General features: G+C 31.1%; 25 protein-coding genes and 3 pseudogenes. 15 read left to right on the top strand and 13 right to left on the bottom strand.

Annotation, left to right across the window (positions count from 1 at the left end; all coding sequences use genetic code 11):
* The 3 genes from NMU03_RS04910 to NMU03_RS04900 form a co-directional block, all read right to left on the bottom strand.
* Entirely contained in the window at positions 1-807 is an 807-nt protein-coding gene (locus tag NMU03_RS04910; protein WP_272595460.1) for an ExeA family protein, read from the bottom strand.
* Positions 761-2,101, bottom strand: coding sequence for a TnsB C-terminal domain-containing protein (locus NMU03_RS04905; protein ID WP_290138106.1), 1,341 nt, complete (start codon positions 2,099-2,101; stop codon positions 761-763). The genes NMU03_RS04910 and NMU03_RS04905 overlap by 47 nt, the downstream gene beginning before the upstream one ends.
* 89 nt (positions 2,102-2,190) lie before the next feature.
* The gene (locus tag NMU03_RS04900) at positions 2,191-2,814 is read right to left on the bottom strand and encodes a DUF6431 domain-containing protein (protein ID WP_272595462.1); all 624 of its coding nucleotides are present in this window, start codon (positions 2,812-2,814) and stop codon (positions 2,191-2,193) included.
* A 245-nt stretch (positions 2,815-3,059) separates the two neighbouring features.
* Between NMU03_RS04900 and ltrA the strand changes: the two genes are divergently transcribed.
* Positions 3,060-4,379, top strand: a complete 1,320-nt coding sequence (gene ltrA, locus NMU03_RS04895; protein WP_353956684.1) for a group II intron reverse transcriptase/maturase — start codon at positions 3,060-3,062, stop codon at positions 4,377-4,379.
* A 58-nt stretch (positions 4,380-4,437) separates the two neighbouring features.
* Here ltrA and NMU03_RS04890 read toward each other — a convergent pair whose 3' ends face one another.
* Complete coding sequence (locus NMU03_RS04890; RefSeq protein ID WP_290141557.1) at positions 4,438-4,989, bottom strand: nitroreductase family protein; 552 nt, start codon at positions 4,987-4,989, stop codon at positions 4,438-4,440.
* A gap of 98 nt (positions 4,990-5,087) precedes the next feature.
* Between NMU03_RS04890 and NMU03_RS04885 the strand changes: the two genes are divergently transcribed.
* The 9 genes from NMU03_RS04885 (at position 5,088) to NMU03_RS04845 (ending at position 11,538) form a co-directional block, all read left to right on the top strand.
* The gene (locus NMU03_RS04885; RefSeq protein ID WP_290141556.1) at positions 5,088-6,590 is read left to right on the top strand and encodes a WG repeat-containing protein; all 1,503 of its coding nucleotides are present in this window, start codon (positions 5,088-5,090) and stop codon (positions 6,588-6,590) included.
* Positions 6,591-6,599: 9 nt separating this feature from the next.
* Positions 6,600-7,652 (top strand): class I SAM-dependent methyltransferase, encoded by a 1,053-nt coding sequence (locus NMU03_RS04880; protein ID WP_290141555.1) that lies wholly within the window; start codon positions 6,600-6,602, stop codon positions 7,650-7,652.
* A 196-nt stretch (positions 7,653-7,848) separates the two neighbouring features.
* Positions 7,849-8,118, top strand: a complete 270-nt coding sequence (locus NMU03_RS04875) for a phosphocarrier protein HPr (RefSeq protein WP_087357145.1) — start codon at positions 7,849-7,851, stop codon at positions 8,116-8,118.
* A gap of 133 nt (positions 8,119-8,251) precedes the next feature.
* Positions 8,252-8,521, top strand: a complete 270-nt coding sequence (locus NMU03_RS04870) for an autorepressor SdpR family transcription factor (protein ID WP_290141554.1) — start codon at positions 8,252-8,254, stop codon at positions 8,519-8,521.
* On the top strand, positions 8,518-8,823 hold the full coding sequence (locus tag NMU03_RS04865) for a DUF1648 domain-containing protein (RefSeq protein ID WP_290141553.1): 306 nt from the start codon (positions 8,518-8,520) through the stop codon (positions 8,821-8,823). Before NMU03_RS04870 ends, NMU03_RS04865 begins: the two co-directional genes overlap by 4 nt.
* Positions 8,820-8,954 (top strand): hypothetical protein, encoded by a 135-nt coding sequence (locus tag NMU03_RS04860; protein WP_290141552.1) that lies wholly within the window; start codon positions 8,820-8,822, stop codon positions 8,952-8,954. The genes NMU03_RS04865 and NMU03_RS04860 overlap by 4 nt, the downstream gene beginning before the upstream one ends.
* Positions 8,933-9,157, top strand: coding sequence for an SdpI family protein (locus NMU03_RS04855; RefSeq protein WP_290142284.1), 225 nt, complete (start codon positions 8,933-8,935; stop codon positions 9,155-9,157). The genes NMU03_RS04860 and NMU03_RS04855 overlap by 22 nt, the downstream gene beginning before the upstream one ends.
* 70 nt (positions 9,158-9,227) lie before the next feature.
* The gene (locus tag NMU03_RS04850; protein ID WP_290141551.1) at positions 9,228-9,956 is read left to right on the top strand and encodes an ABC transporter ATP-binding protein; all 729 of its coding nucleotides are present in this window, start codon (positions 9,228-9,230) and stop codon (positions 9,954-9,956) included.
* On the top strand, positions 9,937-11,538 hold the full coding sequence (locus NMU03_RS04845; RefSeq protein ID WP_290141550.1) for a permease-like membrane multi-spanning protein: 1,602 nt from the start codon (positions 9,937-9,939) through the stop codon (positions 11,536-11,538). The genes NMU03_RS04850 and NMU03_RS04845 overlap by 20 nt, the downstream gene beginning before the upstream one ends.
* 20 nt (positions 11,539-11,558) lie before the next feature.
* On the opposite strand, the gene NMU03_RS04840 is transcribed toward NMU03_RS04845, so the two are convergent.
* Both NMU03_RS04840 and NMU03_RS04835 read right to left on the bottom strand, forming a co-directional pair.
* The gene (locus NMU03_RS04840) at positions 11,559-11,777 is read right to left on the bottom strand and encodes a hypothetical protein (protein WP_290141549.1); all 219 of its coding nucleotides are present in this window, start codon (positions 11,775-11,777) and stop codon (positions 11,559-11,561) included.
* Between the two features lie 41 nt (positions 11,778-11,818).
* Positions 11,819-11,986: pseudogene (locus NMU03_RS04835) on the bottom strand (flavodoxin family protein); the annotation flags it as partial.
* Between the two features lie 167 nt (positions 11,987-12,153).
* On the opposite strand from NMU03_RS04835, the gene NMU03_RS04830 reads away from it, so the two are divergent.
* Entirely contained in the window at positions 12,154-12,837 is a 684-nt protein-coding gene (locus tag NMU03_RS04830; RefSeq protein ID WP_290141548.1) for a GrpB family protein, read from the top strand.
* Between the two features lie 3 nt (positions 12,838-12,840).
* Here NMU03_RS04830 and NMU03_RS04825 read toward each other — a convergent pair.
* Both NMU03_RS04825 and NMU03_RS04820 read right to left on the bottom strand, forming a co-directional pair.
* Positions 12,841-12,924: pseudogene (locus NMU03_RS04825) on the bottom strand (DUF1294 domain-containing protein); the annotation flags it as partial.
* Between the two features lie 58 nt (positions 12,925-12,982).
* The gene (locus NMU03_RS04820) at positions 12,983-13,849 is read right to left on the bottom strand and encodes a LysR family transcriptional regulator (protein WP_290141547.1); all 867 of its coding nucleotides are present in this window, start codon (positions 13,847-13,849) and stop codon (positions 12,983-12,985) included.
* Between the two features lie 113 nt (positions 13,850-13,962).
* Here NMU03_RS04820 and NMU03_RS04815 point away from each other — a divergent pair.
* Both NMU03_RS04815 and NMU03_RS04805 read left to right on the top strand, forming a co-directional pair.
* A pseudogene (locus NMU03_RS04815) lies at positions 13,963-14,543 on the top strand (YeiH family protein).
* Positions 14,522-14,968, top strand: coding sequence for a putative sulfate exporter family transporter (locus NMU03_RS04805; RefSeq protein WP_290141544.1), 447 nt, complete (start codon positions 14,522-14,524; stop codon positions 14,966-14,968). Before NMU03_RS04815 ends, NMU03_RS04805 begins: the two are co-directional and overlap by 22 nt.
* Positions 14,969-14,972: 4 nt before the next feature.
* Here the strand turns inward: NMU03_RS04805 and NMU03_RS04800 are convergent, their stop codons facing one another.
* From NMU03_RS04800 to NMU03_RS04780, 5 genes are all read right to left on the bottom strand, one after another.
* Complete coding sequence (locus NMU03_RS04800; RefSeq protein ID WP_290141543.1) at positions 14,973-16,667, bottom strand: sensor histidine kinase; 1,695 nt, start codon at positions 16,665-16,667, stop codon at positions 14,973-14,975.
* Between the two features lie 152 nt (positions 16,668-16,819).
* Entirely contained in the window at positions 16,820-17,110 is a 291-nt protein-coding gene (locus NMU03_RS04795) for a hypothetical protein (protein ID WP_290141542.1), read from the bottom strand.
* Complete coding sequence (locus NMU03_RS04790; RefSeq protein WP_290141541.1) at positions 17,107-17,820, bottom strand: response regulator transcription factor; 714 nt, start codon at positions 17,818-17,820, stop codon at positions 17,107-17,109. The genes NMU03_RS04795 and NMU03_RS04790 overlap by 4 nt, the downstream gene beginning before the upstream one ends.
* A gap of 75 nt (positions 17,821-17,895) precedes the next feature.
* Positions 17,896-18,585, bottom strand: a complete 690-nt coding sequence (locus NMU03_RS04785) for a TVP38/TMEM64 family protein (protein WP_290141540.1) — start codon at positions 18,583-18,585, stop codon at positions 17,896-17,898.
* Between the two features lie 113 nt (positions 18,586-18,698).
* Positions 18,699-19,289: a hydrolase gene (locus NMU03_RS04780; RefSeq protein WP_290141539.1), complete on the bottom strand. Its 591-nt coding sequence runs from the start codon at positions 19,287-19,289 to the stop codon at positions 18,699-18,701.
* A gap of 94 nt (positions 19,290-19,383) precedes the next feature.
* Between NMU03_RS04780 and ybaK the strand changes: the two genes are divergently transcribed.
* Together ybaK and NMU03_RS04770 are read left to right on the top strand one after the other, a co-directional pair.
* Complete coding sequence (gene ybaK, locus NMU03_RS04775; RefSeq protein ID WP_290141538.1) at positions 19,384-19,857, top strand: Cys-tRNA(Pro) deacylase; 474 nt, start codon at positions 19,384-19,386, stop codon at positions 19,855-19,857.
* A 130-nt stretch (positions 19,858-19,987) separates the two neighbouring features.
* Complete coding sequence (locus NMU03_RS04770; RefSeq protein WP_290141536.1) at positions 19,988-20,524, top strand: hypothetical protein; 537 nt, start codon at positions 19,988-19,990, stop codon at positions 20,522-20,524.
* Positions 20,525-20,584: the final 60 nt, after the last annotated feature.

Raw genomic sequence — 20,584 nt, 5'->3', positions numbered from 1 at the left:
CTATCCTATCATTAATTCCTTGCCTGCTTCCATGATCAGTTCGCTATCAATGATATCCTTTTTATAATGCATTCCTAATATCAGGCTCTTACTGATGATCTGATTGAGTATCCTGACGGAGGTATTCATCAGTGTATAAAGTGTATGATAGCTTTCTTTTGTAAACAGGTCTGTTCGGCAACCGACCGATTCCAAACGTGATTCCACATAATTTTTTACTTCTTCTTCATTGAATCCTGTAAACGTATAATTCATATTGATACGTTGTCTAAATGGTTCCAGGACTTTAAGTCGCAGTGTTCTTATAAATTCATTCTGCCCTACGAATATCAGTGTACAGTAATCTTTTGAATCATAATCAAAATTCATAAGCATGATGAATTCTCTAAGCACTTCTTTTCTGAGAAATTGTGCTTCATCTATCGCTATAATGACTTCCATTTTGTTTTCTACTGTCAATCTTCTCAGTTCATCCTGGATAGCTTGAAACATCTTCGACTTTTTTGTCATCTCTTCAAGCCCCAGTGCATCATTAAGCATTCTGTAAAAATCTATGGCTGTAATCGTTGTCATACAGATATAGATTACTACATATCGATTGGGGTTGAGAGATTCCAATGTTTTTCTCAGACATGTGGTCTTTCCCATCCCAGGATTGCTTAAAAATACACCGATTCCTCTTGATTTGATGATAAATTCCAATCGGTTCGTCATCTGTTTAAAATCATTAGATTCATATAATGTTTTAATCATTGTATCTTTAGTAAATGGATTTCTGTCCATTCCGTAATACGTTGTCATTTCCATTAATAAATAATCTCCTCTCTTCTTGTCCTTCCGTTTTCAACCTTATCTGTCCTACTGATTGGAACTTTCTTTTTTCGGATATATCATACAGATAGGTATTTTCAAAAGTTCTTGGATCATATCGAATGATTACCCTCATCCCGATATAAATGGACGGAACATCAAATAAAACATTTTCAATCAATACGGTTGAATCTCCATTTACCTTACGTGTCGTTTCATGCATGAACACATCGTCAAGCCAGGCTCTGTATTCAACGGATGATTTATTGGATAGCTGACATACCTCCACGTCCTTCATATCGTACATGTATCTTTCCAATGGAGTGTGATTGTCGTGAATGTCATCCTTCAGTGAAGAATGAGGGGTACGGTTATATTCGTTAATCCAACTTTTTAATCTCATATTGAGCTCGGTCAATGAATGATAATGGCTTCCATGATCCCCATTCATCCATCTCATCTTGATGGTAGAAAAGAACCTTTCAATAACGGCCTTTCCTTCCGGTGAATAAGGTGGATTGTAGATGATTTTTGTGCCCAGCCTTGCTTCTATCTCCTTGGTGCTTTTATTTTTGTAGCTTGATCCATTGTCAAGGATGATCATCTTACTTCTCCCATATCTTAGTACTGCATCATGCCATACCTTCTGAAAATTAACGGCATTATCATTAAAAAAGAATTCAGCACCAACTATCATTCTTGAATGATTATCGATGATGGCAATCAGATAAGTTTTTCTGTACTCACCGGCTTCATCAAAAATATAAAAGGTATGACAGGTATCCGCTTCATATCCATCACATGAATGAGCAAATTCCCATGTACGTCTTTCTTTTGTGACAGGTTTTGACCCATGACGCAATCCTGAATTTTTAATGTACCTCTGAACAGTATCTACCGATACATCACCTACGTTGAGGAGCCCCTTTTCAATCATTCTTTCATAGATCATGACGCCTGTCATTTTAGGGAATTCCTTGATCATATCGCTAATAAAATCTTTATGGCGATTGTCCAGCTTCCTGACTCTTCCGGCATCCAGACGATCTTTAGGCATCAGTTCATCAAATCCACAATTTCTATAAATATAAAGCCAATTCTTTAAAGTTACAGCAGAAAACTTTCTTCTGGTACCATCGGGCCAATCGACCTCATTCTTGGAAACACGCCTAAAATAGGCTTCAGCGGATATATCCGTAAATGTAGCCGAAACGACAGGTGCAATAAGTGAAAATTTGACCTGTGCAACGAGTTTTCTGTACTCGTAACGATCAGTATTCTGTTTGTTCATAACTTTTTACCTCCCAAAAAAGTATAGAACAGTGAAAATGATAAAGATATTTCCATCTTATTTATTTTTATATTCTAATGATCATCATTTCACGAAGGAGCAAATAATTTGCGGTCATATTGAAATAAAGCATGGGAACTCAAATCGTAGATATCATTCATGACATCCTCATAAAGATAAATCATTGAAACAAAAAAAGACATGCGGTAACTGTTTCTAAGCTGCATATAGTAGCGTAGATAGCACATGTATTTTTTGATCCATCTGTAGATTGTAGAAATAGATATTCCATATTTATTTGAAACATCATTTACAGTCAATGAAGAATAAAATTTATCAAAAAGGACAGATAATATAAAAGGAATAGAATATTGGCAATGAGGCACAATGAAAAGATGAGGAAGGACAGCATGAAAATGTTTGCAGTTTTCACAGTAAAGCACGGGAATCGAAACAGTTTCCTCAACAACGGCATTATCACGGAAAGTAATAAAATAGCGATCATAAGAGATAAAGAATTTAAAATTAGGTGACTTACATATATGATCATCATGGATATGAAACGCAGAGAGTTCCAGATGATTTAATAAAAAGGTTTCGAGAAGCTGAAATTCACTAGCAGAGAGAGAATGGTTAAAATTAATAGGACAAGTTTGAAAAATATGCTTGATTAAAACAGAAAATGATTGTACCATAGTAGCGGGTGGATTCATCAAAGATGAACCCAGGAGAAAAGATGAGATTGAGCCTGCAAAACTGAACCTATCTTTTCTCTTTTTCCTTTCTTAAGATTAAAAAAATCAGTCAAAATAAATAACACATAGAATATTATAAATCAAAAAACAGATAAAGGATATAAGAACTGCGGTTTCTAACGGCAAATCTTATATCCTTTTGATTATATTAATCTGCGGTTTTTCATCTAAATTGATTTTGTAGAGTTTTCGGTTTAACACCTATATCAAAACAAGAGATATCGCATACGAAGAACACCAATAGATTTGTAATACATGAGAAGTTACTTGAAACAATCGTAGAAGATGCCAATATAGAAAAGGCAATCCAAAGGGTTGTGAGCAATAAGGGAAGTGGTGGTGTAGATAAAATGCAAGTCGCAGAAGTTCGTACGCATTTCGCACAGCACTGGTCTTATCTAAAGAAACTCATCATGGAGGGACACTATAGTCCACAAGCCGTTAAAAGAGTAGAAATACCAAAAGATAATGGAAAGAAAAGAGGACTAGGAATTCCAACTGTGACTGACAGGGTCATTCAACAAGCGATAGTGCAAATACTTACGCCTATCTTTGAGCCACTATTCAGTGAAAACAGTTATGGATTTAGACCTCGAAGAAATGCTCATCAAGCAGTAAGAAGAGTCGTAGACTATGCCAATGAAGGATATCGATACACAGTAGACTTGGACTTGGAGAAATACTTTGATACAGTCAATCATTCAAGGCTTATACAGATACTGTCACAAACTATTAAGGATGGAAGAGTCATATCACTCATACATAAATATCTCAATGCAGGAGTCGTAGTAAAGCATAAATTCGAAGAAACGACTAAAGGCGTACCTCAAGGAGGACCACTAAGTCCATTACTATCAAATGTCTATCTTAATGAACTTGATAAAGAAATGGAAAGAAGAGGCAATAGATATGTAAGATATGCAGATGACTGTGTCATACTATTCAAAAGTAAAAGAAGTGCAATGAGAGTCAAGGAAACAGTGAGGAGGTATCTTGAAGAGAAGTTATTCGTTAAAGTCAACCAGGAGAAAACAAAAGTAGCCTATATTACTGATATAAAATTTCTAGGATTTGGATTTTATATAGAGAAGAGTGGTAACGTACGAATCACTGTTCATAAGAAATCAAGAGAAAAGATGAAAAGAAGAATCAAGGAAATCACAAAAAGAAACAGACCTGTCAGTAGTAAACAATTAGGCCAAGAATTAAAACTCTATATGACGGGATGGATAAACTATTACAGGGTAGCCGATATGAAAGTGTATCTTGGTAAAGTTGACTCATGGTTAAGACGAAGAATACGAATGATATACTGGAAGAGATGGAAACTGGTAAGGACGAGATATAAAAATCTACAAAAGTTAGGAATAAACAGGAAAAAGGCATGGGAATGGGCAAATACAAGAAAAGGCTACTGGCATATAGCCAATAGCTTTATACTCTCTAGAACACTGACAAACGAAAGACTGAAAAGCTTTGGGTTTATCAGTGCACTAGACTATTACAATTCTATAAACTTATGAAACGCCGTGTAGGGGACCCTATGCATGGTGTTGTGAAAGGGGCGAAAGATATTAATTCTTAGCCCCTATTCGATTCCACAATATGAATCCTTTCTTGTTTCTTTTCTTTAGCTGGAGTATCTTGTTTGATATAACCAATGGCAGCACAACCTACAACTTGATGATTATTTGGAATACCAAATTTGTTAAGAACATTTCTGACTTCATCTACGTTTTGGGTATCACGCAATTGATTAATCCAACAAGAACCAATATTGAGACTTGTTGCAGCTAAAAAGATGTTTTGTAACATACAGCTACCATCTTCTATACGTCTTGAATCATATTCAGGTCCACTGACAATCAACAAGATAGGAGCGTGATATGAAAAGTGGTAACCATCAGGTTTCTTTTCGCCACGTTCTTCACTGACTTTTTTAATCGTTTCAGTGAGTTCATCAATATAAGCGGGATTTGTAATGGCATAGACTTCACAAAGCTGTCTATTCATTGCGCTAGGAGCTTGAATAGCGGCTTGTAAAAGCATTTGTAATTCTTCGTCTTTAATCATTTTATTTTGATAACTTCGACAACTTTTTCTTTGTGCAATTGTTTGTAATGTTTCATTCATTGAATCTCACCTCTTACTTCCTATTATAGTCTGATTATTTGAAAAAACAATGCTAAAAGATAAATTTTATGATATACTAGGGGCGAGGAGGAATAAGAATGAAGAAATTATTCGTTGGACTCATGGCACTTTTATTGTTGACGGGATGTCATCAAAATCAAAAAATGAGTTATTTTATGTTAACAAATGATCAGCAATTAAATGCTTTATATAATTCTGAAGGTGAACAAATAACAGATTATGAATATCAATCTTTTCAAAAGATTGGTAGTCAAGGATATATAGTTACAAACACAAATGAACAAGTGGGATATATTTCAAGAGATGGTGAAGAAATCATTCCATTTGGTGAATATGCAACATTAGAAAGTGTTGATGATATGTTTTATGCGACTAAAAAAGTAGAAAACAAAGAAGATCAGGAAAATAAAGATGATAAAGAATCAGTATTGATAAATCAATTTGTCCAAGAAAATCTCTATGTTTTAAATGATGAGGGAGAAATTTTATATCAGGCTGATAATTCAACAGCAATTATGAAAAGTGGATTGCCAGTTATTCAAAAAGATAAGGAGTATATTGTCTTATATCAAAATGGCGAAGAACTTTATAAAGGTCAAGATGTTGTGAGTTATGTCAGTCAATATGCTAGTGCAAAATCAGTAGTGGTTGGTTTTAAAGATAAAAATCATTTTTATTATAATGTTAGTGATGATGAGAAAAGCTTTGATATTCAAATTGATAAAGGAACATATCAGTTTTTAATTCAAAATAATAAAGGATGTATTTTGAATGATGAAAAATTAAAGAGTATGATATATATTGATTTTGAAAAGAAAGAGGCTTCACAAAATAATATTGCAATTAATGATGCTTATTTTGATGATAAGGATAACATTGTTTTAACTTCGCAAGATAAGACTTATATTTATCCAATTGGTGGTGTTCCAACTCTCATCAATTCTTATTATTTTGATGCCCAAACATATGTGATTCGTGAAGATGATGTTTATGGACCACATCATATTTATAAAAGTGGAGTACCTCTTGGAACACTTGAAAATTGTCAACTTTATCCAGAAGTAAAACAATTGTATTTTGAGGTTTTCCCAGTCTATGTTCAAAATAAAGGATATGTTTATTACAATTTTAGTAATAAACAAGAAATTGAACAAACCTATATTGAAGCTCAACCCTTTGATGCTAGTCATAGAGCTATTGTAAAGGCGAGCGAAGAGGGTTATTCATTAATTGATGAAAAAGGACAAATCTTGACAAAAAAGACATATTATCGTATGGAGTACATAGACAGTTCATATTATGCGGTTTATAATGAAAATGGTATGTATGGTATTATTGATATTACAGGAGAAGAAGTTTTCCCTATCGAATATACATCTTTACCTGCAACACCATTGATTGAATATAATGATCAAAATTATATGATGTTGAATAAAAATGGTAGAAGTTATATTTATGATATAAATAATGATATGGAAGAATTATTTTCTGTTGAAGGAGATTTAACATTCCATAAGGATGGTTATTTCTCTGATGAGTATCATCATTACTATACAATTGAAGGAAAAAATATTAATTAAGGAGTTTATATGGAATATTTGATTGTATTGCTGTTAATTTTTATAGGTATTTTGTTTTTGATGCAGGTTGTCTTTTTTGAAATGACAAGAAGTAAAATGGAAAAAGCGAACAATATGAATTGGTTTTTATCATTGGATAAACCATTTAGTTATAATCGTGTTGGTTATATGGTTTTTCTTTGTTTAATTTGTTATTTGATTTCATCACCAGTCGAACTATTTACGCTTAACTGGTTTGTTTACTTTGTATTGTTTTTAGCGATGGGAATTGTAGCTGATGCCGTTGTACAGTATGCTATTATGGTTTATAGTAAAAAAAGATGTCGTCGTCAAATTGAGGATGCTCATTTATTACAAAATGAATTGCAGCATTTTTCGCCAGGTGCAGAGTTTGAAAATGATTATACAGTCACTTTACCAAGCTATAATGAAAGTGAGATATTAAGACGTTATATCAATCCTGAGGATCATTTGGCAGTTATGAGTGTAGATGCTGGAAAATTTGCCAGTCAGTTTAAAGATGATACAGAAGCGATGTTTATTATTGAACCTTATACAGACACACAAAGAGTTCAAGGACAATTTGTGGATGGTTCATCTGTTAAAGTTACAACTTTAACGCCAACAGGAAAAATGCCTTTTAAAGATGAAAAAATTGACACAGTGATGTGTCAAGAATGCAATTATGATAAAAGTGAAATTTTGAGAGTGTTAAAAAAAGGTGGCTATTTTGTTGTGAATCAACATGGAACAGATAATTTAAAAGAATTTGTCCGTTTATACATGCCTTTTCAGATGAAAGGAAAATGGGACGCTGAAAGTTGTGTACAAACTTTAGAAAGTATTGGTATGCGTGTTGTGGATAAATTTGAGGACTATGGAACAATTCGTTTTCATAGTATTCAAGCGATTTATCAATATTTTACGAAAGTTTCATCTGATTTTGCCAATATCAATAGATATCAAATGTTTTATTTGCAGGCATTAAAAGAGATTAAAGATCATTCATATTTTGAAATGACAACCCATAGATTTTTAGTGGTTGCTCAAAAAATGTTTTAAAGAAAACTTACTGAAAGTTTTCTTTTTTCTGTTTACATCAATACTTTTTGATAAATGAAAATTGTTAGAAAAAGATTGTGAAAAGACTTGACAAAAAAATATTATGTAAGCGTATTAATTTCTTTTGAAAATGTATGGAAAAGTAATGGAAATGTGTTATAATAATACTATAAATTATTAAGGAGGAGTCAATAAGATGGCAGAAAAATTATCTTTTGTAGTTTCAGATCCAGTAGGATTACATGCTAGACCTGCAACTATCTTAGTAAACCAAGCTAGCAAATTCACTAGCAATATCAAATTATGTTACAATGGTAAAGAAGTTAATTTGAAGTCAATTATGGGTGTTATGTCTTTAGGTGTACCTACTAAAGCTACTGTAGAAATCGTAGCTGAAGGTGATGATGAAAAAGACGTAATCGCTTCAATTGCTAAAGTTATTAAAGAACAAAAAGTTGCTGAATAATATTAGGCTTCAAATACATGGAACTATACATTTTGTATAGTTCTTTTTCTTTTGTTTGACAATACAATGAAAAGTGATAAAATGTATTTAGATATTTAGACAAATATCTAAATATTAAAAAGGAGGGAGATGCATGGGTGATGCATTTAAAGCGTTAAGTGATCCAACAAGAAGAAGGATTTTAGAATTATTACAAGAGAAACCTTTAAATGCAGGTGAAATTGCAGATTGTTTTCAAATGACTAAACCATCTATATCACATCATTTATCTATTTTGAAATCTAGTGGTTTAATTGTTGATGAAAGACAAGGACAAAATATTGTTTATAGTATTGATATGTCTGTTTTTCAGGAGGTCATGAAATGGTTTATGAATTTTATAGATATGGGGGATGAAAAATGAAGATAAAAGTTTTTGACTATGTTTTATGGATAATGACGTTGCTGTTGACTGTAGGTGTCTTTTTGATGCCTGAAACTGTACCAGTTCATTGGGATGCAAACTGGGAAGTAGATGGTTATGGAAGTCGTTATTTATTTTTGATTATAGTGTTTTTACCAGTCCTCGTTTATTATGAAATGTCTCTTACCAAAAGAATTGATCCTAAAAGATGTAATCTTGAAAAAGAAAGAAAACATATCGTTTATTTCAATGTGGACTTACATTATTCTTTTTGGTCATGGCAGTTTTTTTCGAATATATGACTTTTAACCCTCATCAAGATGGTGAACAGTTTATCTTATTGTTGGTGGCTGCTTTGCTTATTGGAATGGGTAATTATTTTCCTAAAATACCCCAAAACTATTTTTTGGAATCAAAACACCATGGACATTAGCAAATGAGTATGTTTGGAAGAAAACACATAAAATATCTGGTTTTGGTTTTGTTGTTATAGGTCTTATTATTGCTGTATGTGCTTTGACTCAATTTTCATATAGTTATATTGTTTTGATGGTAACAATAATAGCTATGACAATTGTCATTTATGTTTATTCTTATTTTTTATTTAAAGAAAAGACGAAAGATATTGACGAGTAAAAGACAAAGATATAAAATAATAATATAAATAATTTTAATAATTGTTTAAGAAAGAGAGGAATTTATTGTTATGTTAAAGATTGAACATTTAACAAAAACATATGATCAATATAAAGCTGTTGATGATTTATCATTGCATATTGAAAGAGGACATATCTATGGCTTTATTGGTCATAATGGTGCCGGTAAAACAACGACACTAAAAGCTGTGGCTGGGATTATGCCTTTTGATGAAGGAAAGATTATTGTTGATGGAAAATCAATGAAGAGTCATGCTTTAGAATGTAAGCGTGTCATGGCTTATATACCGGATAATCCAGATTTATATGAATATTTAACAGGTATTCAATATTTAAATTTTGTAGCCGATGTCTATCAGGTATCTAAACAACAAAGGGAACAGTTGATTCAAAAATATGGAGATTTATTTGAATTGACAAGTGATTTAGCACAACCTATTAGTGCCTATTCACATGGTATGAAACAAAAGTTAGCGATTATTGCTGCTTTTATGCATCAGCCTCAATTAATTTTAATGGATGAACCTTTTGTTGGATTGGATCCTAAAGCATCACATATACTTAAACAATTAATGCGTGAACATTGTGATAAAGGTGGAGCTATTTTCTTTTCTACCCATGTCTTGGAAGTAGCTGAAAAGCTATGTGATAAAATTGCAATTATCAAACAAGGAAAATTAATTGTCAGTGGAAAAACTCAAGATGTGATTGGTGATGAATCGCTCGAAGATGTATTCTTGGAGTTGGAGGATGATGACAATGCTAATGAAACTTATTAAAATTAGATTACAAGGTATTCTTTTAAGACAGACAAAATCAACTAAGAAAAGCAAAGGGACAGGTATTGGGAAACTTATTCTTTATGGATTGTTGTTTGTATATGTTGCGGTTGTTTTTGTTGGGATGTTTGGAATGTTATTTGATTCATTGGTTGAACCACTCCAAATGATGGGAATTGAATGGTTTTACTTTGCATTAATGGCATTATTTATTGTGATTCTTTGTTTTATTGGAAGTATCTTTTTAACCCATCATGAAATCTATGAGGCCAAAGATAATGAACTTTTATTATCCATGCCTATTAAAAATAGTGATGTTTTATTAAGTCGTGTTTTTACAATCTTGATTTTAAATTATCTTTATGAATCAGTCATTGCTTTACCAGCTTTCTATATTTATGTAACAAATATAGGAATGAGTGTTATGGAAATCATGATGTTTATAGGTGTCTTTTTAACTCTTCCTTTATTTGTATTGGCTTTATCTTGTTTCTTTAGCTGGATATTAGCACATATCTTAGTCAAGATTCATCGTTTTAAAACAATGATAGCAGTTATATTGTTTGTTGCTGTTTTTGCATTATATATGTATGCAGTGAACTCACTTCAGGTTTATATGGCATGGCTTATTGAAAATGGAAAAAGTATTGCAGAGGCTATTGAAAATTCAGTATTTCCACTTTATCATTTAAGCTTGGCTTTAACACAAGGAAACATCATGAGTTTTATGATTTATCTATTGTGTGCTTTACTTCCATTTGTTTTGGTTATTTACTTATTGTCAGTCAACTTCATTAAGATGGCAACAACAAAACCAAAGGTAAAAAAAGCTATTTATAAAGCAAAACCTATGAAACAAAATACAATATTCAAAGCACTTGTGATAAGAGAAGTAAAGCATTTTACATCTAATGCAATGGTGATGTTAAATGGGGCAATGGGTATTATATTATGTATAATTGCTTCTGTTGCGATTCTTTTCTATCAAGATGAAATTCATATGATTGTTCAAATCCCACAGATACAGGAATTTATTACACCAGTTTTATGTTTAATGATTATAGCTGTATCATCATTGAATATGATTAGTGCATCTTCTATTTCACTTGAAGGAGATCGTTTCTGGATTATTAAGGCATTGCCAATCACAACAAAAGATATTTTGAATTCTAAATTAGCAATGCATGCAATATTTTGTATTCCTGGAGGTTTACTCTTATCAATCGTCTTAATCTTTGTTACAAAGATAGGGATTATTGAAAGTTTGTTTGTAGTCATTGTTCCTATTTTATTTACATTACTAATAGATTTTTTAGGACTTGTATTAAACTTATGGAAACCTAAATTTGACTGGGTTAATGAAACAGTTTGTGTGAAACAAAGTTTACCTGTTGTTTTAACGATGTTTATTTCAATGGGCATTGCGGTTGTGATTGCAATGGTTTATGGCTTATGGTTGGTGGATATCATGTCTGTATCGGTTTATATGTATTGCGTGATTATAGTGGCATTGATTTTAGATGTTTTCCTATATTATATGATACAAACATGGGGTGTTCACCAGTTTGATCAGATTTCATAAATAAAAAACAAGGAAATGTTTTATATTTCCTTGTTTTCTTTTGAATAAATTGTAAAACCAAAGTCATAGGCTTTTTGTAACCAATCTGTTTTTTTAATTTGGGGTGGACTATTTATATCTCCACAACCACCAGCCAATAGTATCCCTTTATCACTAAACCCCATATAGTGAATCAATGTAAACTGATAATAAGAGACTGCTTGTTCATAAGTCCAAAAAAACTGATCAGCAGAAGTCATTAATAAAGCAGCATCTTTGATAGGATATTTTTCATATCTTCCTAAAGGTGGATGTAAATCATCTTGAGCCAGACTATAAAACGTTCAATAAAGGCTTTGAGTTTTGCTGAAATTGTCCAAAACATTAAAGGTGATGCAAAAACGATTAAATCAGCATCAAGAATTTTGGGAACGAGTTCTTGAAAGTCATCTTTTTGAATACATGGTTTTTCATAGCGACAGGCATTACAACCTAGACAGTATTACCTTGAAGTCTACCACCACCTTGTATAATCAAGATATTTTTCATAAGGAACCTCCTGTTTCTATTGTAACATAAATTTATCATTTTTTAGGATGATTTTTATTGTATAATAAAAAGACAGGAGGTGTTTGTATGAAATTAAGTGATGAATATATTCAAAAAGTCGTTGTAAGTGGAAATGTTGAACATAATCAAACAATTGTTTTAAAACCCTATGATAAGCAATGGCCAATATTGTTTGAAAGAGAAAAACAGAGAATATCAAATATTCTTAAAGATAAAGCACTCATGATTGAACATATTGGTTCGACTTCAGTAGAAGGCTTAATGGCGAAACCTATTATTGATATTTTATTAGTTGTTGAAGATGCAAGTAGGGAAGAAGATTATTTAGATGCATTAGTCAGTCATGGCTATGTTTTAAGAATAAAAGAGCCAGAGTTTGAAAATCATCATATGTTTAAAGGTCCAGATACAGACATAAATTTGCATGTGTTTTCTCAAGGTTCAAAAGAAATAGACAAGTATTTAATCTTTAGAAATTACTTACGTAAAAATAAAAAAGCAAGACAGCTTTATGAAGATACCAAAAAGCAGCTTGCTAAAAAAACATGGAAATATGTACAGAATTATGCTGATGCGAAAAGTGAAGTCGTTCAACATATTATGGATGAAGCTATCAAAGAAAAAATCAAATGCATTGTGAAATTGATAGCCAATGAAAATTTGAATCAACAAAATAAAGGGAATTCCCCAAACAAAATACCAATGCCTTGTTTTATGATGAAAAAGATACATGCCCATCCATACACCTAAACTACCCCCAATAAGAGCGATTAAAAAAATTAATTTTTCACTGATACGATAGCGATGATGAGCAGCTTTATATTTATCTATTTCCATGATGAAACAACCAATTATTGTCATTGTTATAAGATAATATATCATAGAGTTCTCCTTTCTATTTTGTCATGGTATTGAATAATTCTTGATAATATTTTTTATGGATATGGGATTGAAGATAGATAAAATGCATTGGTCTTGTAATATCGAAGTTTTGAATATGCAGCTCTACAAGCTGTTTATTTTTTATTTCCTGTTCAACGACACCTGCATAGACAAAAGTAATAGCTTGTGTATCCATTAACATCGTTTTAATCATAGATAAACTACCAATTTCTACAAGTTGTGAAAAACGTGATAATGAATAAATTGTCTGATGCAAATAGTTTTCTAATATATCACGTGTTCCAGAACCTTTTTCTCTAATAAATAAAGGATAGTCATATAATTGTTCAAAACTGATGTTTTGGTGAGCTAAGGGGTGATGAATGCTCGCCACTGCAATAAATCTTTCTTTTTTTAATAAATGATAATCAAATAATTCAGTATCAAACTGCCCTTCAACAAAGGCACACTCTACTTCTCCATTAATCAATTTATGGATTAAAGTTTGTGTATTGGCTACAACGATTTCACAGGGATGACTATTTTGAATTATCTTTGTAGCAATGATATGGGGAATATAGTAATCGGCGATGGATAATGTTGAGCCAATCACAAGTGATGGTTGAACAGCTTGTAATTGTTCTTGAAAAAGATTTTCATTATGAATTTGTGTTTTCGCATAATGATAAAGCAATTCGCCCATTTTTGTTAAACGAAATGATTTATGTGTACTATCAATAAATTTTTGTTGATAATGTTCTTCTAATGCTTTAATATGTTGAGTTACTGCAGGTTGTGTAATATGGAGATGTTTGGCTGCTTGCGTATAACTTTGATATTCTACAACTTTTATAAATGTTCTCATTTTATCATCGATCATATGTATCACCTCTATTTATTATAATATATTCTTATAATAAATAAAATATTATAATTTTTATTTATAAGTAAAATATGGTAATATAGCTTTTGTAAAAAGGGAGAAGATTAAAAATGAAAAGAATGAAAGAAATATTACCAGGGTTTATCGTGTGTCTTGTGATTGGTTTGCTTGCTCAACAAATCGCCAAATTCTTTCCAAGTATTGGAGCAGCTCTGTTTGCGATTGGAATAGGGATGTTGGCAGGTAATACATTTTTAAATAAAGAGATTTTTAATATTGGTACAAAGTTTTCTGAAAGTCGTTTACTTGAATATTCCATTGTTTTAACGGGTTTAACATTACAGTTAACGGATATTATGGGAATAGGTTTCCATGGTGTTGGCTTTATTGCTTTACAAATGATTTGTACAATCGCTATTTGTTATTTTATTGGGAGAAGATTAAAATTCACCAAGAAGTTTTCATTGTTGATGTGTGCGGAAATGCTGTTTGTGGTTCTTCAGCTATTGGAACAGTTTCACCAATTGTTGAGGCTGATAGTAAAGATAAAGGGATTTCCATCACGATTGTTAATGTAACAGGAACAATCTTAATGGTTGTTTTACCGTTATTAACAGGTCTTTTATATCACCATGATACGTTACAAACTTCAGCGATGATAGGGGAACTTTGCAATCCATCGGTCAAGTGATTGCTTCGGCTTCGCTTGTAAATCAGGAAGTTGTAGAATTTGCGACTATCTTTAAAATTGTGAGAATTATTTTTATAGTTGTTGTGGCATTAACTTATGCTAGAATGAATCTTGATGAGAATCAGCCACTATTTGCGAAAAAAGAAGGAGTCAGTGCTAAAGTCAAAGCTAAAGTTCCTTGGTTTGTACTTGGTTTCTTTATCTTTAGTTTAATCAACAGTAGTGGTTTAGTTCCTGAAATGCTATCAGTGACAGCCAAAACTATTAGTACACAATTTGAAATTATTGCTTTAGCGGCTATTGGGATGCGTGTAAAATTTGCTGATTTAATCAAAGAAGGTCCCAAAGCTATGTTATATGGTTGTTTGACAGGAACATCTCAAATCATTTTTGCACTTATCTTTATATATTTATTGTTTATGTAAAAAATCAATGGGTTTTATTGTCCCATTGATTTATTTTTGGAAAAATAATAATACTTTTGAATAAATCACCATCTAATTCAATCTGGAATTGACCACCTTGTAATTCTGTAAAACTTTTCACAATGGCAAGTCCTAAACCAGAACCATGACTATTTCTTGATTTATCTCCTTGAACAAAACGTTCAACGATTTCATTTTCATTAAAAGTCATTTCAGCTTCAGAGATATTCTTAAAGATGATATGCACACTATCGTTAAGTTCTCTAATATCAATATAAACTCTTGTATTGGATAAAGCATATTTACTAATATTCATAAATAAGTTTTCAAATATACGATAAGTTTTAGAACTATCTAAATGACAAATGACTTTTTCATCAATCCCATTCCATTTCATCATTAAATGTTTTTCTTCTAATTTATCCTGACATTCTAATTCAGCTTGTTTAATTAATGCAATAATATCAATATCAACAAGTTCTAGTTTGATATCACCACTATTGGCTTTACTGACTTCAAATAAATCTTCAATTAAATTTTTCAATCTTAAAGAATTTCTTTCTAATATATCTAAATAATGTTTTTGATCTTCCTCACTAATATCATTATTTTTTAATAAATCAACATAAGTAATAATAGAAGTCAAAGGTGTTTTTAAATCATGCGATACATTAGAGATGAGTTCGGTTTTCATTTTTTGTGATTTGACTTCTTCATCAACAGCTTTTTGAAAACCATCTTTAATATGCACAAATTCATCTTTTAATGGATTAAAAATACCAATATCCTGATTGATTTGTACATCAAAATGTCCTTGTGATAACTGTTTTGTTGCCTTTAATAAAGTATGATAATCATTTTGAATATCAATAAATTTCTTTTTGATTAAAATAAAGATAATAATTGAATAAATAATCGCAAAGAAGATACCAAAGACAAAGAATAATGAACAACCAGCAATAATCAATAAATTAAATAAGATAATCTTTAAAACTGATTTATTGAGCGAATCTTCTAAATCAAAATTAATCACTTTGTTCATTAATGAATAACCATTTGTTAATATCCAACCAATGCATGTGTTTTCTTTACAATATGCTTTTAGTCCTTTATGGAATAAATATTTAATAAAGTAGGCAAAAATCACAAAGAGTAGATAGAAAATAAAGAAATAGATAATATTAATGATTGGTGTGAGATATGGTCCAATAGTTTCAATTCCAAATTGTTGATAGATATAAGGGAATTGATTTTGAATGGTACCAGCAATGATAATGGCAGTCCCTGCATACATAAAGGTTGTTATAAAGCCCCAAATGATAGCTAAAAAGGCAAATTTGATTTCAAGGACAAATGATAAGAAACGATTGCTTTGTAGATATTTCATAGGTATAAATAAAGTGGCAAGTCCACATAATGCAATAAATGTAAAAACATATGGGAGAGAATAAAGGTAAAATTGACTACGTGATGTGTTAAATAAATAAGAACCAATTTGAGAAGATAAATGGAGTTCGTTACTTATAGCGAATGTCACTGTGATATTTTTTAATGGTTGATATTGAACTTCGATATTTTCATCAGTGTTTTCATCATAAATTGTTTGTTGATAAGGAAACATTTGTGTGATGGGATGACTCATTTGATTTTGATCACTTGTATAATTAATGGTTGGTTTGCCTTGTTCATCAAAATGCACTTGCATATACCATTGATATTGTTTTTGAAGTTCTTTGTTGTTTTGAATATCTACAATTGACTGAGGAGCATTAGATAGTTCTTGATTTGTTTGAGTGTTGACAATATGATAAAAAATATCTTCTTTTTGTTTCAGTTCATTAGCTTTAGTTTCTAGTTGATATTGAAAATTATAAAAAAGTCTTCTGATATATTTTCTGGTAATGATATAGGATTGTAAGCTGCAAGAGTCGTAGAAGAATCATTTTTTTGTTTTAATAAATAATCCGCCCCATAACAATACCCTGGTAAATCTAAAAACATATAATGATTAATATCGCTGATTTCATAGTTTGATCTTTGAAGAGCCTGATTGATAAAAGGATAACATAAATATGTTCCAATGCTAGCAATCAAAAGAACAGCTAATAGTATAATACTTGCAATATGTTGTTTTATTTTCATAGTTCATCCCTGCCTTGTTTTTCAATTTTATATCCAACTCCCCAAACAACTTTTAAATATTGGGGATGTTTTGGATCGAGTTCTATTTTTTCTCTTAAATTACGGACATGGACCATCACTGTATCGGTATTAATCGCATCTTCTTTCCAAACACTTTCATAAATATTTTCAGCTGAAAAGACTTTACCAGGATAAGCCATGAGTAATTGTAAGATTTTAAATTCAATAGGAGTCACCTTTATAGGACGATTGTCCACACTAACTGTTTTTGTGTCCAAATTTAATTCTAAGCCACCAACTGTATAAACATTTTGAGGTTGTTTTGATGTTGTAACATCTAAATATTTACGATAACGTCTTAAATGTGAAGAAACTCTAGCAAGTAATTCCATTGGAACAAAAGGCTTTGTCATATAATCATCTGCTCCAATATTTAATCCTGTGACTTTATCAATATCTTCTGATTTCGCTGATAACATAATAATAGGAAAATCATACTTTTCTCTTATTTTCATTGTCATTTGAATACCATCCATAATTGACATCATAATATCAACAATTGCTAAATGAATGATTTGACTTTCAACAATCTTTAATCCTTCTTCACCATTATGTGCTTTAAAAATATGATAATTCTGTGTTTTTAAATAAATTTCAATTGCATCACATATCTCAATTTCATCTTCCACAATCAATATATTGTAATCCATAATAAACCCTCCCTGACTTTTATACATTATACTTGAAAGTCAAAAAGAAAAGTAGAGGATAAAACGAAAGATTTTCTAAAGATGGTATGATAATTTCTTTTGATTTATCTTTTTATAAATGAAAAGCCCAATCAAAGAAATGATACCAGTTATGAAAAAGACAAGAATAGAAAACATATAATCTTCAATTCCTAAAGCATAACCAGCAATTGTTGAGGTAATAATGGAAGGAATTCTAGCAATGGTGGTAATAAATAGAAAAGTTGACATTTTCATATCAGTTAAGGGAATCAGATAAGTTAATATATCTTTAGGTGTTCCAGGTACAAAGAAAATAATAAAGCAAAGGATATTACGTTTTTCAGGATTATGTAAAAAATGGACTTGCTTGATTTTTTCTAAACTGATGAAATGTTCTATAAAAGGTTGTCCCCACTTTTTAACAAAGGTAAAGATGAGAATGGATCCAATAGCACAACCTATTAAACATAAGCATAGTCCATAAACAGAGCCATAAAGATAACCTGCCATGACTTCAACAATTTCACCAGGAAGAAAAACAAAAATCACTTGTAATGTCATAATAGCTGTCAAAAAGAATTGTCCTTTTATACCATAGCTTTGTAGTTGTTGTCTTAAAACTTGTGGATTTTCAAAGATTTTCATCATGGGTTGATATAAACATAGACAAAGCACACCCATAATCAGAAAACATTTTCCCATGAATATTAGTTCTTTTTTGTGTTGTTTGATTTGTTTAATCATTTTATTCACTCCTCCTATCGACAAGTTTAGTATGAACGAAAAAGTGAAAAGAGAAACAGTTAAAAAGATAAAGAATTTCTAAAGAAAATAAAAAAACAAGACAAAGCTTGTTTTTAGAGGTTTTGTTTTTTTCCTTCAATAAAATAAGTCGCTTCCATATCAGCAGTAGACAAGGCAAAAGCTAATGGAAACATTTCAAAAGCAGCACCAACGTTTCTGGCATCTTCACTACCAGAGAATCCCATATGATAACGAATCGCAAAGGCTTCTTCTCTTTTTAAACGCATGTAGCCACTAATCATATAAACACTTTTTTCACCATGTCCATAAGGTAAAGTGTCGTGATATTCATAGGTTGGTACTTGAATCCATTGACCATTTTCTTTGACGTTACGTGTTCCTTTTTTATAACAGTTAATTTTACATAAATCATGGAGTAAAGCGACAATCGCAATAGATTCTTCACTGTAACTGAGCTGATATGTTTGTTGGACACGTTCTCTTAATAAATAATCTTGCAGGCAATCGTAGACATTTAAACTATGTTCTAATAATCCTCCTTCGTAACTGCCATGAAATCTGGCACTGGCAGGAGCTTCAAAAAAATCAGAGTTTCGTGACATGAGAAATTCTAATAATTTATCACTTCCTTCACGATGGATTTTACTTTTATAAATTTCAATAAATCTTTCCTTATTTGTCATATTTTCACATCCTCTTTGTTTTAGTATAACAAAACTTGTCTTTTTTGGCTATGATGAATAGATATTTGATGTATAATGGAATCAGGTGATGATAATGAAAAAGATAAAGACCAATGTTTTAAGGCTATTAGATCAACAACATATCCCTTATGAAGTGAAAGAATATCAATATGATGAAGAACATTTATCTGGTGAACATATTATTTCTCAAGTCGATTTAAAGCCAGAAGAAATTTATAAGACTCTCGTTTTACATGATGGTTATGATTATTTGGTTTGTTGTATACCGGTGTTAGAAGAAATTGATTTGAAAAAACTCGCAAAGGTAAGTGGGCATAAAAGTGTTGAGATATTGCATCAAAAAGATTTGTTGCCTTTAACGGGATATATACGTGGAGGTTGTTCACCGATTGGTATGAAAAAGAAATTTCCAACTTATTTTCAAGAAGATATGATTTTGTTGGAAAGGGTTGCTGTGAGTGCTGGAAAAAGAGGCTTGCAAGTTATTTTAAAACCACAGGATTTAATCAGTTATGTACAAGGTCAATATGTAGATGTAATCAGATAAAAAGGGAGATAATTTTCTCCCTGTTATTTTTTGTCTGTGATTTCAATAATTTATAAGAAACTATAATGGTCATCAGTTTAATTATGATGCAAGAAAATTTGCCTTTGATTAAGCACAATATTGTTTTGAAGTGAAAGAAAAAGAAACTGAAGTGGAGATTACTGAAGATTCAGATGTATTCCATGTAAAAGTAGATGGGCAAACAACGGATGAACTTCATAATGATATTCCTCAAGATATTCAAGATTTATATGATGTTAATGATTTGAATATTGAAGTTGTTGTATCTGATGATATTGTTCAAGATTCTAAAGAAAAGATTGCAGAAAGAGTATCAACTGATGGACAAACAATCTCTAGAATTTTTGATATTTCTATTTTAGTGGCTTGCCAAGATGAACAAGTTGGAACTATTAATGAAACATCTCAAAAGTTAAAATTTATGGTTGATATACCAATAGAAGATTTGAAATATGATGTAGATACGATTAATCGTGAATTTGTGATACTGAGAGAACATGAAAATATTGTTGAAGAAATACCTGTTGAAGTGGTAGATGGACAAGCTATTTTTGAAACAAATAAATTCTCTACTTATGCGTTGGTTTATAGAGATACACCTAAAAAATTATTAAATAATATCTCAAAATCAAACATTAAAACCTGAACAGACAAATTCAACAACAAAGTCAAATGAAGAAATGAAATCAAAAAATGTTGTATAAAC

The organism is Allocoprobacillus halotolerans, from assembly GCF_024399475.1.
GTDB lineage: Bacteria > Bacillota_I > Bacilli_A > Erysipelotrichales > Coprobacillaceae > Allocoprobacillus > Allocoprobacillus halotolerans.
This window is presented reverse-complemented; position numbering and strand designations above follow the sequence as displayed.